Source organism: Streptomyces poriticola, from assembly GCF_036689765.1.
Lineage (GTDB): Bacteria > Actinomycetota > Actinomycetes > Streptomycetales > Streptomycetaceae > Streptomyces > Streptomyces poriticola.
Genome location: NZ_JBAGKH010000044.1, coordinates 26,992 through 39,676 on the forward strand (window position 1 = coordinate 26,992; position 12,685 = coordinate 39,676).

Here is a 12,685-nt window from a genome sequence, read left to right on the forward strand (position 1 = left end):
ACACCCGTCCCTCATGCCCGGGTTGGACCGGCGGCACCACCGTTCGGTTGCTCCGGGGGGAGTGCCGCAGGAGGGCCCGCGCCACTTCGGGTAACGCTCTGATCTCATCCGCAAGGAGGATATTCCTGCCCGCCGTGTCCACTCTGCGTGGGACGCGAAAATGCTCCGCTTCGGGGACGACCTGGGCCTGCGCGACTGATGGGGTAGGGGATGTGCAACACCGAATCCCCCGGCAGGCGTCCGGTGACATCCCGTGGCCGCCGTCCGGCGATCTCCCGGGCCTGCGCCCGGGCGGCGCGGACGCCGACACCGCGCTCGGTGCCGCACTGGCCGCGGTGGTCTCCGGTGCGCGCCGCAGGGCGGTGCGGGACGGCGACCGGCAGATCGACACCGCCCATCTGCTGCACTCGCTGCTGGAACACGACGCCGAGGCGCGTGCCGCGCTCGGCGACGGGCCGCAGCTCGCCCGGCTGCTCGGCTATCTCGTGCAGCGCAGCATCGGCTACGGCCTGCGCTGGCAGAGCACGGTCGAGGACTCCGGCGCCGTCCCCGTGGTGACCGAGGCCGCCGGCTTCTCGCCGCCGGCCGCGGCCAGCCTTGAGTACGCCCGGGCCCGCGCCGAGCGCCGAGGCGGGACCGGGGCCCGCGGCACGGACCTGCTCGCGGCCCTGGTCGTGGACCCCGGCGCACGCGCGGTCGAGGTGCTGGGCCGGGCCGGCGTCGACCCCGCAGCGGTGCTCTCCCGCGTCGACAGTCATGTCGAACCGACGTCCTGACGAACGCTCCGGTACCCGCTCCGACGTCCAGCCGGTGAGACAGGTGTCAACGGGGGTGACGCTCATGTCATCGCCTGCCATCATGTGCCGGTGCATACGTCAGACAGCCTGCGAGGGGGCCTCGGCAGCCGTGGCAGAGGGACCGGACTCGGCCTGGCGCTCGCGTCCGCGGTCGCCTTCGGCGGATCCGGTGTCGCGGCCAAGCCGCTGATCGAGGCGGGCCTCGACCCGCTCCACGTGGTGTGGCTGCGGGTGGCCGGGGCAGCCCTGGTGATGCTGCCGCTCGCCTGGCGCCACCGCGGGCTGCTGCGCCGCCGCCCCGGGCTGCTCGCCGGGTTCGGACTGCTGGCCGTCGCCGGTGTCCAGGCCTGCTACTTCGCCGCGATCTCCCGTATCCCGGTCGGGGTCGCCCTGCTCGTCGAGTATCTGGCGCCCGCGCTCGTCCTGGGCTGGGTGCGGTTCGTGCAGCGCCGGCCGGTGACCCGCGCCGCCGCGCTCGGCGTCGTCCTCGCCGTGGGCGGACTGGCCTGTGTCGTGGAGATCTGGTCCGGCCTGGGCTTCGACGCCCTCGGCCTGCTGCTCGCCCTCGGTGCCGCCTGCTGCCAGGTGGGCTACTTCGTCCTGGCCGACCAGGGCGGCGACGCGGGCGAGGAGGCCCCCGACCCGCTCGGCGTCATCGCCTACGGGCTGCTCGTCGGCGCTGCCGTGCTCACCGTCGTCGCCCGGCCCTGGGGCATGGACTGGTCCGTGCTCGCCGGCACGGCGCCGATGAACGGCACCCCGATCGCCGCCGCGCTGCTGCTCGGCTGGATCGTGCTCCTCGCCACGGTGCTGGCCTATGTCACCGGGGTGCTCGCCGTGCGCCGTCTCTCCCCGCAGGTCGCGGGCGTGGTGGCCTGCCTGGAGGCGGTCGTGGCCACCGTCCTGGCCTGGGTGCTGCTCGGCGAGCACCTGTCGGCGTCGCAGATCGTCGGTGGCGCGGTCGTCCTGGCCGGTGCGTTCATCGCCCAGTCGGCGACGCCCGCGAAGGGCTCCGCGGAGCCGGTGGCGGGTGGTGGCCAGGAGCGGGAGTTGTCCGCCCGGGGGACGGCGGTCTAAGGTGTCGATCATGCATTCGGACGCACGCGTTCTTCCGCCTCCGGCCCGCTAGGGCGGGCCCTTCCGACTCGTGCCCGGCGCGTCAGCCGCCGGGCGAGCGGTGCTGCCCGCGGACGCCGTCCATGGATCCCGCGCAGGCCTGACAGGTCCGGTCACCCTTCCCGATCGGGCTTGTCCAAGCTGACCGGTCCGGGGTCCGTCCCACTCTGCGCGCTCTGCGCGCGTCTGCGGAGAGAACTCGTGTCGAACGCCGTCTCCGGCCTGCCCGTCGGGCGGGGCCTGCTGTATCTGATCGTCGCCGGTGCCGCCTGGGGCACCGCGGGCGCCGCCGCCTCGCTGGTCTACCGCACCAGCGACATGGGGCCGGTCGCCCTGTCCTTCTGGCGCTGCGCCGCCGGGCTCGTCCTCCTCCTGGCCGCCCGGCGCCTGGTACGCCGCCCGCGGAGCCGGAGCGCCGGTGCCGTACCGCTGCGCGGCAGGGTGCTGCGCGCCGTCGTCACCGGGATCGGGCTGGCGGTGTTCCAGACCGCCTACTTCGCCGCGGTGCAGGCCACCGGGCTCGCCGTGGCCACGGTCGTCACCCTCGGCGCCGGGCCGGTGCTGATCGCGCTCGGGGCGCGGTCGGCGCTGGGGGAGCGGCTGGGGCGGGGCGGGGTCGCCGCCGTGACCGGGGCGCTCGCCGGACTCGCTGTTCTGGTGCTCGGCGGCGGCAGCGCCACCGTCCGTCTGCCCGGCGTACTCCTCGCCCTGCTGTCCGCCGCCGGATACTCGGCGATGACGCTGCTGACCCGCTGGTGGGGCCGGGACGGCGAGGCGGACGCCGCCGGCACCTCCGCCGGGGCCTTCGCCGTCACCAGCCTGTTGCTGCTGCCCCTGGCGCTGGCCGAGGGGCTGGTGCCGTACACCGCGGAGCCCGTCCGGCTGCTGTGGCTGGTGGGTTACGTCGCGGCCGTCCCGACCGCCCTCGCCTACGGCCTGTACTTCGCGGGCGCCGCCGTCGTACGGTCCGCCACCGTGTCCGTGATCATGCTCCTCGAGCCGGTCGGTGCGGCCGTCCTCGCGGTCGTGCTGCTCGGTGAGCACCTCACGACCGCGACCGTGGCCGGCACCCTGCTGATGCTCGGCTCGGTCGGCGGGCTCGCGGTCGCCGAGGCCCGCGGCGCGCGAGTCCCAGGGGAGCGACCGGTACTCGCCTGACCGGGACAGCTCCGGCCGGGCTGCCGGACTATCGGGCCGTCAGGTAGTCCGGCAGCCGGGTGCCGGGAGCCAGGTCCGGGTCGGGGACCGGCGTGCCGTAGCCCCGGACGAGCGGGACCAGGCCGGCCCAGTGGGGCAGGGAGAGGTCCTCGGGGTCGTCGTTGACGCCGCCGGTGCGGAGCTTGGCGGAGACCTCGTCCAGGTCCAGGCGGAGGACGGCGGTCGCGGCGAGCTCCTTCTTGTTCGCCCCCCGCATGTCGGCGGACCGGCCCGGGACCACCTGGTCGACCAGGGCGTCCAGGGCCGCGCGCTTCTCGCCGGGGTCGGTGACGTCGTACGCGGTGCCGTGCACCACCACCGAGCGGTAGTTGATCGAGTGGTGGAAGGCGGAGCGGGCCAGCACCAGGGCGTCGACATGCGTGACCGTCAGGCACACCGGAAGGCCCGGGTCGGCCGCGCCCGCCATCCGCAGCGGGCGGGAGCCCGTCGAACCGTGCACGTAGAGGCGCTCGCCGACCCGGCCGTACAGCGTGGGCAGCACCACCGGTGCGCCGTCGCGCACGAAGCCGAGGTGGCAGACGCAGGCCTCGTCGAGTATCGCGTGCACCAGCTCCCGGTCGTACGAGGCCCGGTCGGCGGAGCGGGTCGGGACGGTGCGGTCGGTGGGGGTGTAGGCGGGCGGCGGCTGTGACGGCGGCTGTGCGGTCCCCGGCATGTCGTCTCCATTGCACTAGTGCATAATATTGTTTGTGCTAGGAGAGTATCGGATCGTCGGCCGGCGTGCAGTGGAGATCTCCGCGAGTGTCGAGCGCGCGGTGGGCGCGGGTGAGCTGCAGCCGGGGCAACTGCTTCCCCCGATGAGGGAGCTGGCGGAGCGGCTCGGGGTGAACCCCAACACCGTGGCCGCCGCGTATCGCACCCTGCGCGAGCGCGGGGTCATCGAGACGGCCGGACGTCGGGGGAGCCGGGTGCGGTCCCGGCCGGCCACCACGGGCCGGGAGTTCATCCGGGTGGAGGTGCCCGAGGGCGGGCGGGACCTGTCCGAGGGCAATCCCGATCCGGCGCTGCTTCCCGCGCTGGGCCCCGCGTTCGCCGCGGCGGCCGAGCAGGGCGACCGGGAGCCGGTGCTGTACGGGCAGCCGGCCGTCGAGCCGGAGCTGGCCCGCCTGGCCCGGGCCGGGCTGGACGCGGACGGGGTGCCGGACGGACCGGTGGCTGCCGTGTCCGGGGCGCTGGACGCCATGGAGCGGGTGTTCGCCGCGCACCTCAGGCCGGGGGACGCCGTCGCCGTCGAGGATCCGGGCTGGGGCGGCCTGCTCGACCTCGTCCCGGCGCTCGGGCTGCGCACGGTGCCCGTCGGCGTCGACGACGAGGGTCCGCTGCCCGCCGACGTGCGCCGGGCGCTGTCCGCCGGTGCCCGCGCCCTGGTCGTCACCGACCGGGCGCAGAACCCGACCGGTGCCGCGCTGAGCGCCACGCGCGCGCGTGCCCTGCGGTCCGTGCTGCGTGACCACCCCGGGACCCTGCTGATCGAGGACGACCACGGGCATGGCATCGCCGGGCTCCCCCTGCACCCGCTCGCGGGGACGACGCACCACTGGGCCCTCGTCCGCTCCGCGGCCAAGGCCTACGGCCCCGACCTGCGGCTGGCCGTGCTCACCGGGGACGCGGTCACGCTCGACCGGGTGCGCGGCCGGCAGCGCCTCGGGCCCGGATGGGTCAGTCGCATCGTCCAGCGGGCGGTGGCCCGGTTGTGGGCCGACGGCGCGGTGGACTCCGCGGGGGTGGCGGCGGCGTACGGGCGGCGCCGGGACGCGCTCCTCGGTGCCCTCGCCGAGCGCGGGATCGCCGCGCACGGCCGCAGCGGCCTGAACGTCTGGATCCCCGTGCCGGACGAGACCGGCGCCGTCGTCCGGCTGCTGCACGCCGGCTGGGCGGTCGCCCCCGGCGCGCGCTTCCGTATCGCCGCCCCTCCCGGCATCCGCGTCACCGTCTCCACGCTGACCGAGGGTGAGATCGCCCCGCTGGCGGACGCGGTCGCCGCCGCCCTGGGGCCGGACCCGGCCCCACCGCCCAGTCACGCGTGATCCGCCGGTGCCGGACACCTGGCAAAGAACTCGTTGCAAAGGAGTGGTTGCATAGCATTCTTTGCATGACTATGGTCGTGCGTATGAACGAGCCACACGACCGGCCGGTCCGCAGCCTCGACGCCCGCTCGCTGCGCGGCCTCGCACATCCGCTCCGGATGCGGCTGCTGAACGCCCTGCGGCACGGGGGACCCGCCACCGCGTCCCAACTGGCCGGGAAACTCGGCGAGTCCAGCGGGGCCACCAGCTACCACCTGCGTCAGCTCGCCGCGCACGGCTTCGTCGAGGACGCGCCGGGGCGTGGCAAGGGGCGGGAGCGCTGGTGGAAGGCGGCGCACATGGGCGTGCGCTTCGACGAGACGCTGCTCCGGAACGCCGACCCCGAGGTGCGCGGCGCCGCCGACCTGTTCCTGCACGAGGTCGCGAACCATCACACCGCGGAGCTGGCCACCTGGCTCGGCACCCGCGAGGACTGGTCCGAGGAATGGAACCGCGCGTCGGACATGAGCGACTGGACGCTGAGCCTCACGCCCCGACTCGCCTCCGAACTCGTCGAGAAGATGCACGACCTCGTGGAGAGCTACCGCACACCGGCAGCCGGAGCCGGTACGCCGGAGGCGGAGCAGGTGCGCATCCACACCCACGTCCTTCCCTTCCGGGCCGGCACGGGCGCGGCGGACTCGCCGGAGCCACATGGCTCATATGGCACACATGACGCGCATGGCACACATGACTCACCGGACAGAGAGGCCACTTGATGCACCCCGAGGTCCACCTCGCACTGCACCATGCCCGCGCCACCGAACTCCGGGCCGAGGCCGACGCGTACCGCCTCGCCGCCGCCGCGCGCTGCCGACGGGATCTCCGGACCCGGCTCGGCTGGGCCCTCGTGGAGGTCGGGCTGCGGCTTGCGTCCGCCCCCGGGAGGGTGGCCGTCTCGTACGCCCCGTGACCGCGGGCCCGGCAGTGGCGGCCCCGCAGGGCGGCCCGCGACGATGCGGGCATACCTCGTAGCATCCCGGGAATTCCGCGCTCGGGATCTCGTAGGGTCGCTTACATGTTGAACCTGGAGCGTCTGCGCACCCTGGACGCCCTCGCCCGGCACGGATCGGTCAGCGGCGCCGCCGAGGGGCTGCACATCACGACCTCGGCCGTCTCGCAGCAGATGTCCAAGCTGGAGCGCGAGGTCGGCCAGCAGCTGCTGGCCAGGAACGGCCGGGGCGTCCGGCTCACGGACGCGGGCCGGCTTCTCGCCGAGCACGCCGCGCGCATCCTGTCCCAGGTCGAACTGGCCCAGTCCGACCTGGAGGCGCAGCGCGGAGAGGTGGTGGGCGAGCTGAGGGTATCGGCGTTCCCGACCGCCGCACGCGGGCTGTTCCCCACCGTGCTCGCCGATCTGCGTGCCGCCCACCCGGCGCTGCGGGTCCGCTCCTGCGAGCTGGAGCCCGAGCGCGGCATCTCCGGCGTGGTGCGCGGCGACCTCGACCTCGCCGTGGTCCTGGACTGGTACAACAAACCGCTGCCGCTGCCCGACGGCCTGGTCAAGGCGTCCATCATGGACGACCCGGCGGACGTCGCCATGCCGGACGGCCACCGGTTCGCCGGGCGCGCGGAGGTGGACCTCACCGAGTTCGCGGAGGACGAGTGGATCACCTGGGGCGAGGGCGAGTTCTGCCACGAGTGGCTGATCTTCACCCTGCGCTCCCGGGGCATCGAGCCGATCATCGGGCATCGGGCCGCCGAGACCCACACCCAGCTCGGCCTGGTCGCCGCGGGACTCGGCGTCTGCATCGCCCCGCTGCTGGGACGACACCCGATGCCCCCCGGCGTCATCACCGTCCCGGTCAAGCAGCGCGTGCGCCGGCACGTCTACGTCGTGTGGCGCGCGGACGCCGACCGCCGCCCGTCGATCCGCGCCGCGGTGGACGCCCTGCGTGCGGCGGCGGAGCTGCTCGCCTGACCGCCGCCCGCCGCCCAGCGTCCTACCGACCCGCCAGCTTGCGGAAGTCCCAGGAGACCACCCGCTCCGGGGTCAGCCGCAGCCAGGCGTGCCGGCCGTCGTGCGGCATCTCCTCCAGGCCGAAGTTCTTGCGGGCGAACAGCGTCTCGGGCAGGTCCAGCTCGGCGCACAGCTCCCCGGTGCGCGGTACCTCGCCCACGCGCACCGCCCGCCCGGACAGCTCGACGCCGCGCAGTTCGTCGTACTCCTCGCCGGTGTCGACCACGATCGCCACCCGGGGGTCGCGGGCGAGGTCCGCCCAGCGCTTGCTGCGCACCACCGAGTACAGCCACATCGAGCCGCCGTCCCAGGCGAACCACAGCGTGCTCACGTGCGGCGCGCCGTCGGCGGACACCGTGGCGACGCGGCAGGTGCGCTCCGCGGTGAGGAACGCGTCCAGCTCACCGGGCGTCATCATGATCTTCCGGCCCCGGCGCTGAGTGACGGTCATACGGCCCCTCCTTCTTCTCCCACGTCGCGCCGGCGTGCCCGGCCCGCTCGCCCAGGGAGAACCCGCAACGGTTCGCTGACACCACGTCAGAGAAGAATGAGTCGTCTTCCGTCCGTACGCAACGGCGGCTACCCTCGCCGCTCCGCGCTCGCCGTCCCCCTTTTCCACCTCCGCAGGAGGCACCGTGTCCTCGTCCGACCGTCTCGGCGAACTGCTCGATCCCGCCACCGCGGTGCTGCTCACCGTCGAGTGCCAGCAGGGTGTCGTGGGCCCGGACAGCGCCCTGCCCGAACTCGCCCGCGAGGCCCGCTCGTCGGGGGCGCTCGCCAACGTGGCCAAGCTGGTCGCCGCCGCCCACGCGAGCGGCATGCAGGTGATCCACGCCATCGCCGAGCGCCGCCCCGACGGGCGCGGCAGCGGGCGCAACGCCCGGCTGTTCCGCGCCGCCGAACGGCTGCCCGTGCAGCAGCTCCCGGGCACCGCCGCGGTCCGGGTCGCGCCGCCCGTCGAGGTCGCCGAGGAGGACCTCGTCGTACGGCGGCTGCACGGGCTCTCGCCCCTCCACGGCACCGGTGTCGACGCGCTGCTGCGCAACCTCGGCTGCCGCACCCTGGTCGTGACCGGGGTCTCCGCCAACGTGGCGATACCCAACGCCGTGTTCGACGCCGTGAACCACGGCTACACCGCCGTCGTGCCGACGGACGCCATCGCGGGGGTGCCCTCCGCTTACACCTCCGCGGTGATCCGCAACACGCTGGCCCTGGTGGCCACCCTCGCCACCACCGACGAGGTGCTGGGACGGCTACGGCGCCGGTCACGCCAGCTTGATTGAGTCCCCGCTGACGGCGATCTGCACCGCGGGCAGCGGCTGGGTGGCCGGACCGCTCTGCACACTGCCGTCCGCGATGGAGAAGTTGCTGTTGTGGCAGGGGCAGTTGATGACCCCGTCGGCCACGCTCTTCACCGCGCACCCCTGGTGGGTGCACGTCGCCGAGAACGCCTTGAAGTCACCCGCGGCCGGCTGGGTGACCACGACCTTCTGGTCGGCGAACACCTTCCCGCCGCCCTCGGGAATGTCGGAGACCGCCGCGAGCGCGGCCCCGGCCCCGACGTCCTCACCGCCGCCCGAGGTGCCGCCGGTGCCGGAGGAACCTGCGTCGGCCGATCCGCCGGTGGAACCGGTCGCGTTCGACGCGCTGTCGTCCGAGTCTCCGCACGCGGTCAGCGCGACGGCGAGGCCCGCCGCTCCTGCTGCCGCGACGACGGTGCGACGGGCCGGTCCCGATACGGGCTGAAGCGATGCGCTGGTCATGCCTGTGGTTCCCTTCCGGGGGACGGATCCTGATCTGCCGAGTGGTACGGCCCTCGGGCACATGCCGTTCAGGCCGTGTGACGATGCTGCCCCGACGGGGGTCGGACGGCCGTAAGGCACGGCCGCCGACATCCTGTCGGCCGCATCCGACCGTGCCAGGCGGCTGCCCCGAGCGTGCGCAGGCACGCCGGTAACCTGGGGCGATGCTCAAGGAAGTGATCGCGACCCGCTACATCGCGCCCTTGCGTGAGGGCGGCTCGCTGCCGGGACTCGTGGAGACCGACGATCTCGAGACCGACGACCTCGGGACCTACGTCCTGAAGTTCACCGGCGCCGGCCAGGGCCGCAAGACCCTGGTCGCCGAGGTGGTCTGCGGCGAACTCGCCCGGCGGCTCGGCCTGCGGATGCCCCGCCTGGTGACCGTCGGCCTCGACCCGGTCCTGGGGCTCGGCGAACCCGACCCCCAGGTGCAGGAGCTCCTCAAGGGCAGCGCCGGGACCAACCTCGGCATGGAGTTCCTCTCCGGCGCGCTCGGGTTCGATCCGCTGGCCTTCACGGTGAGCGCCGAGGAGGCCGGGCGGATCGTCTGGTTCGACGCGCTGGTCAACAACGTCGACCGCTCCTGGCGCAATCCCAACCTGCTGCACTGGCGCGGCGCGACATGGCTCATCGACCACGGCGCCACCATGATCTGGCAGCACCACTGGCCCGGGGCCGAGGCCTCCGCCGCCCGCTCCTACGACGCCTCCGACCACGCGCTGGCCCCCTTCGCCCCGGACGTCGCCGCCGCCGCGGCCGACCTCGCCCCCCGGGTCACCGAGGACCTCCTCGCCGAGGTCACCGCCGAGATCCCGGACGTCTGGCTGGCCGGCGAGCCGGGGTTCGCGTCCCCCGACGACCTCCGGCGGGCCTACGCCCGGCCCCTGCTGACCCGCGCGGCCACCGTCCACACCCGGATCGAGGGACTGAAGTGAACGACGAGTCCAGCGGCCACGGCCGGCACGTCTACGAGTACGCGCTGCTGCGCATCGTCCCCCGCGTCGAGCGCGGCGAGTGCATCAACGCCGGCGTGCTCGTCTACTGCCGCGCCAGGTCCTACGTCGCCGCCCGCACCCACCTCGACGAGGCCCGGCTGCTGGCCCTGGACCCCCGCGCGGACGTCCCCGGCGTGCGCGCAGCGCTGCGTGCCGTGGAGGGTGTGTGCACCGGCGGCGAGGCCGCGGGCCAGGCCGCCCCGGACGACCCGGGTCGCCGCTTCCGCTGGCTGATCGCCCCCCGCTCCACCGTCGTCCAGCCCGGCCCGGTCCACACCGGCCTCACCGCCGACCCGGCGGCCGAGGCGGAGCGGCTCCTGGAACTGCTGGTCCGGTAGGCCGTGGGCAGGCCATGGGGGGCGGCACGGCGCCGCGCCGCCCCCCGCCGTGCAGGATCGGGACCGTACCGGCACCGGACCAGCGCCGTACGGGAACATCACCCGTCGATGGTCCGTCGATGATCAGGAGCGCCGGCGGCGCCGCACCGTGTACCCGGCGGCGACCGCGGCGCCCGTGACCAGGACCAGGCCGATCCCGACGTCCCAGCCGCTCGGTCCGGCCGTCGACGCACCGCCGACCCCGCCGCGCACCCCGCGCGTCGGGGCGGCGGTGGCCGGGGCGGGGGTGGCAGTGGCCGCAGGAGGTGCGGAGGTGGCCGGGGCCGCGGGAGCAGGCGTGGTCGGAGCCACGGGCGGGGGCGGAATGGCGTTCGTCGTGGCGGCCGGGTTGGGGCGCCGGGTCGCGGAGATGGTGGGGTCGGTGCCGCCCCGCACCGGCGACTCGTCCTGGCCGTGCGCCGCACCGGCCGCCGGCAGCGCGGCCGTCACGGCGATCAGCAGGCCCGCGGCAGTCCTTCGAGGGCGCATGGACGCCTCCTTTCGGCCCCGAGCTGTCGGCCCCGAGTGGCTCGCGCCTCGACGCTATGGGCTCCCTCGGCACGCGGGCGCGTCACCCTGGGCCGAACGGGGGAGTCACCGAGCGGCACCACCGTCGCGGACCAGGTAATGGATCACACCCACCGGTGTCCCGTTGACACCGGGTGCCATGGCTTCTAGCGTCACGTCTGCTGGAGGTACTAAGCGGTCGCTCACCGCGGGCGGGCCGCAGGAGCCGCATCCCCGGGACTGAGGAGAAGCAGCATGTCCACCACTGATCAGCGGGTCGCCGTCGTCACCGGTGCCGCGCGCGGCATCGGCGCCGCCACCGCCGTACGACTGGCCGCCGAGGGCCGAGCCGTCGCCGTGCTCGACCTCGACGAGGCCGCCTGCAAGGACACCGTGGAGAAGATCACCGCGGCCGGCGGCACGGCGATCGCGGTCGGCTGCGACGTCTCCGACGAGGCCCAGGTCGAGACGGCCGTGGCCCGGATCGCCGAGGAGCTGGGCGCGCCGACGATCCTCGTCAACAACGCGGGCGTGCTGCGTGACAACCTGCTGTTCAAGATGAGCGTCTCCGAGTGGGACACGGTCATGAACGTCCATCTGCGCGGCGCCTTCCTGATGTCCAAGGCCTGCCAGAAGCACATGGTGGACGCCGGCTTCGGCCGCATCGTCAACCTGTCCTCCTCGTCCGCGCTCGGCAACCGCGGCCAGGTCAACTACTCCGCCGCCAAGGCCGGTCTCCAGGGCTTCACCAAGACGCTCGCCAAGGAGCTCGGCAAGTTCGGCGTCACCGCCAACGCCGTCGCCCCGGGCTTCATCGCCACCGAGATGACCGCCGCCACCGCCGCACGCATGGGCATGGGCTTCGAGGACTTCAAGGCCGCCGCGGCCACCCAGATCCCGGTCCAGCGCGTCGGCGAGTCCGACGACATCGCCAACGCCATCGCCTTCTTCACCGGCGAGGCGGCCGGCTTCGTCTCCGGCCAGGTGCTGTACGTGGCCGGCGGACCGCTCGACTAGCAGGAACGGGGCACCAGAACCATGACTTCCCAGGAACTGCCCGAGCTGTCGGGCAAGGTCGCCCTCGTCACCGGCGCCAGCCGCGGCATCGGCTACGGCGTCGCCGAGGCGCTGGTCGCACGCGGCGACCGGGTGTGCATCACCGGCCGCAACGAGGACGCACTGAAGGAGGCCGTCGAGCGGCTCGGCGCCGACCGGGTCATCGGCGTCGCCGGCAAGGCCCACGACGAGGCCCACCAGGCCGCCGCCGTCGAGCGCACCATGGAGGCCTTCGGCCGCGTCGACCACCTGGTCAACAACGCCGGCACGAACCCGGTCTTCGGGCCGATCGCCGACCTCGACCTGGACGTCGCGCGCAAGGTCTTCGAGACCAACGTCGTCTCGGCGCTCGGCTTCGCCCAGCGCACCTGGCACGCGTGGCAGAAGGACAACGGCGGCGCGATCGTCAACATCGCCTCCGTCGCCGGCCTCGCGCCCTCCCCGTTCATCGGAGCCTACGGCGTCAGCAAGGCCGCGATGATCAACCTGACCGTGCAGCTGGCGCACGAGTTCGCGCCCGGGGTGCGGGTCAACGCGATCGCCCCGGCCGTGGTGAAGACCAAGTTCGCGCAGGCCCTGTACGAGGGCCGCGAGGAGGAGGCGTCGGCCGCGTATCCGCTCAAGCGGCTCGGTGTGCCCTCCGACATCGGCGGGGCCGTCGCGTTCCTCACCTCCGACCAGTCCGACTGGGTCACCGGCCAGACGCTGGTGGTCGACGGCGGCATCTTCCTCAACGCCGGCGTCTCCTGACGCCGGCGAGCCCGTGGGAGCCGGGGGGGGGCCCCGGGCCG

At 74.1% G+C, this 12,685-nt stretch carries 16 protein-coding genes; 12 read left to right on the forward strand and 4 right to left on the reverse strand.

Translation table 11 applies throughout. The features are described from left to right. The first annotated feature begins 212 nt into the window (after positions 1-212). The 3 genes from V5O46_RS29870 (at position 213) to V5O46_RS29880 (ending at position 3,071) form a co-directional block, all read left to right on the forward strand. The gene (locus tag V5O46_RS29870) at positions 213-776 is read left to right on the forward strand and encodes a Clp protease N-terminal domain-containing protein (protein ID WP_408649082.1); all 564 of its coding nucleotides are present in this window, start codon (positions 213-215) and stop codon (positions 774-776) included. Between the two features lie 84 nt (positions 777-860). Next, complete coding sequence (locus V5O46_RS29875; protein ID WP_332887850.1) at positions 861-1,874, forward strand: EamA family transporter; 1,014 nt, start codon at positions 861-863, stop codon at positions 1,872-1,874. A 240-nt stretch (positions 1,875-2,114) separates the two neighbouring features. Continuing rightward, the gene (locus tag V5O46_RS29880) at positions 2,115-3,071 is read left to right on the forward strand and encodes a DMT family transporter (RefSeq protein ID WP_332887851.1); all 957 of its coding nucleotides are present in this window, start codon (positions 2,115-2,117) and stop codon (positions 3,069-3,071) included. A 28-nt stretch (positions 3,072-3,099) separates the two neighbouring features. Here the strand turns inward: V5O46_RS29880 and V5O46_RS29885 are convergent, their stop codons facing one another. After that, a complete protein-coding gene (locus tag V5O46_RS29885) occupies positions 3,100-3,786 on the reverse strand; it encodes a pyridoxamine 5'-phosphate oxidase family protein (protein WP_332887852.1) in 687 nt (228 codons plus the stop codon). 34 nt (positions 3,787-3,820) lie between these two features. Here V5O46_RS29885 and V5O46_RS29890 point away from each other — a divergent pair, with 34 nt between their 5' ends. The 4 genes from V5O46_RS29890 (at position 3,821) to V5O46_RS29905 (ending at position 7,118) form a co-directional block, all read left to right on the forward strand. Beyond that, positions 3,821-5,158: an aminotransferase class I/II-fold pyridoxal phosphate-dependent enzyme gene (locus tag V5O46_RS29890; RefSeq protein ID WP_332887853.1), complete on the forward strand. Its 1,338-nt coding sequence runs from the start codon at positions 3,821-3,823 to the stop codon at positions 5,156-5,158. Positions 5,159-5,241: 83 nt separating this feature from the next. Further along, positions 5,242-5,916, forward strand: coding sequence for an ArsR/SmtB family transcription factor (locus V5O46_RS29895; protein WP_332887854.1), 675 nt, complete (start codon positions 5,242-5,244; stop codon positions 5,914-5,916). Further along, positions 5,916-6,110, forward strand: a complete 195-nt coding sequence (locus V5O46_RS29900; protein ID WP_332887855.1) for a hypothetical protein — start codon at positions 5,916-5,918, stop codon at positions 6,108-6,110. Before V5O46_RS29895 ends, V5O46_RS29900 begins: the two co-directional genes overlap by 1 nt. A gap of 105 nt (positions 6,111-6,215) precedes the next feature. After that, the gene (locus V5O46_RS29905; RefSeq protein WP_332887856.1) at positions 6,216-7,118 is read left to right on the forward strand and encodes a LysR family transcriptional regulator; all 903 of its coding nucleotides are present in this window, start codon (positions 6,216-6,218) and stop codon (positions 7,116-7,118) included. Positions 7,119-7,140: 22 nt separating this feature from the next. On the opposite strand, the gene V5O46_RS29910 is transcribed toward V5O46_RS29905, so the two are convergent. Continuing rightward, positions 7,141-7,608: a pyridoxamine 5'-phosphate oxidase family protein gene (locus V5O46_RS29910; RefSeq protein ID WP_332887857.1), complete on the reverse strand. Its 468-nt coding sequence runs from the start codon at positions 7,606-7,608 to the stop codon at positions 7,141-7,143. Positions 7,609-7,792: 184 nt separating this feature from the next. Here V5O46_RS29910 and V5O46_RS29915 point away from each other — a divergent pair, with 184 nt between their 5' ends. Next, entirely contained in the window at positions 7,793-8,440 is a 648-nt protein-coding gene (locus V5O46_RS29915) for a cysteine hydrolase (protein WP_332887858.1), read from the forward strand. On the opposite strand, the gene V5O46_RS29920 is transcribed toward V5O46_RS29915, so the two are convergent. Next, entirely contained in the window at positions 8,423-8,920 is a 498-nt protein-coding gene (locus V5O46_RS29920; protein ID WP_332887859.1) for a Rieske (2Fe-2S) protein, read from the reverse strand. The genes V5O46_RS29915 and V5O46_RS29920 overlap by 18 nt on opposite strands. Positions 8,921-9,123: 203 nt before the next feature. Here V5O46_RS29920 and V5O46_RS29925 point away from each other — a divergent pair, with 203 nt between their 5' ends. Both V5O46_RS29925 and V5O46_RS29930 read left to right on the forward strand, forming a co-directional pair. Then, complete coding sequence (locus V5O46_RS29925) at positions 9,124-9,894, forward strand: HipA family kinase (RefSeq protein ID WP_332887860.1); 771 nt, start codon at positions 9,124-9,126, stop codon at positions 9,892-9,894. Further along, positions 9,891-10,292 (forward strand): DUF3037 domain-containing protein, encoded by a 402-nt coding sequence (locus tag V5O46_RS29930; RefSeq protein WP_332887861.1) that lies wholly within the window; start codon positions 9,891-9,893, stop codon positions 10,290-10,292. The genes V5O46_RS29925 and V5O46_RS29930 overlap by 4 nt, the downstream gene beginning before the upstream one ends. 123 nt (positions 10,293-10,415) lie before the next feature. Here the strand turns inward: V5O46_RS29930 and V5O46_RS29935 are convergent, their stop codons facing one another. Then, positions 10,416-10,820, reverse strand: coding sequence for an excalibur calcium-binding protein (locus V5O46_RS29935; protein ID WP_332887862.1), 405 nt, complete (start codon positions 10,818-10,820; stop codon positions 10,416-10,418). Positions 10,821-11,093: 273 nt separating this feature from the next. Here V5O46_RS29935 and fabG point away from each other — a divergent pair, with 273 nt between their 5' ends. Both fabG and V5O46_RS29945 read left to right on the forward strand, forming a co-directional pair. After that, on the forward strand, positions 11,094-11,855 hold the full coding sequence (gene fabG / locus V5O46_RS29940; RefSeq protein WP_332887863.1) for a 3-oxoacyl-ACP reductase FabG: 762 nt from the start codon (positions 11,094-11,096) through the stop codon (positions 11,853-11,855). A gap of 21 nt (positions 11,856-11,876) precedes the next feature. Continuing rightward, positions 11,877-12,644, forward strand: coding sequence for an SDR family oxidoreductase (locus tag V5O46_RS29945; protein WP_332887864.1), 768 nt, complete (start codon positions 11,877-11,879; stop codon positions 12,642-12,644). The last annotated feature ends 41 nt before the right edge of the window (positions 12,645-12,685 follow it).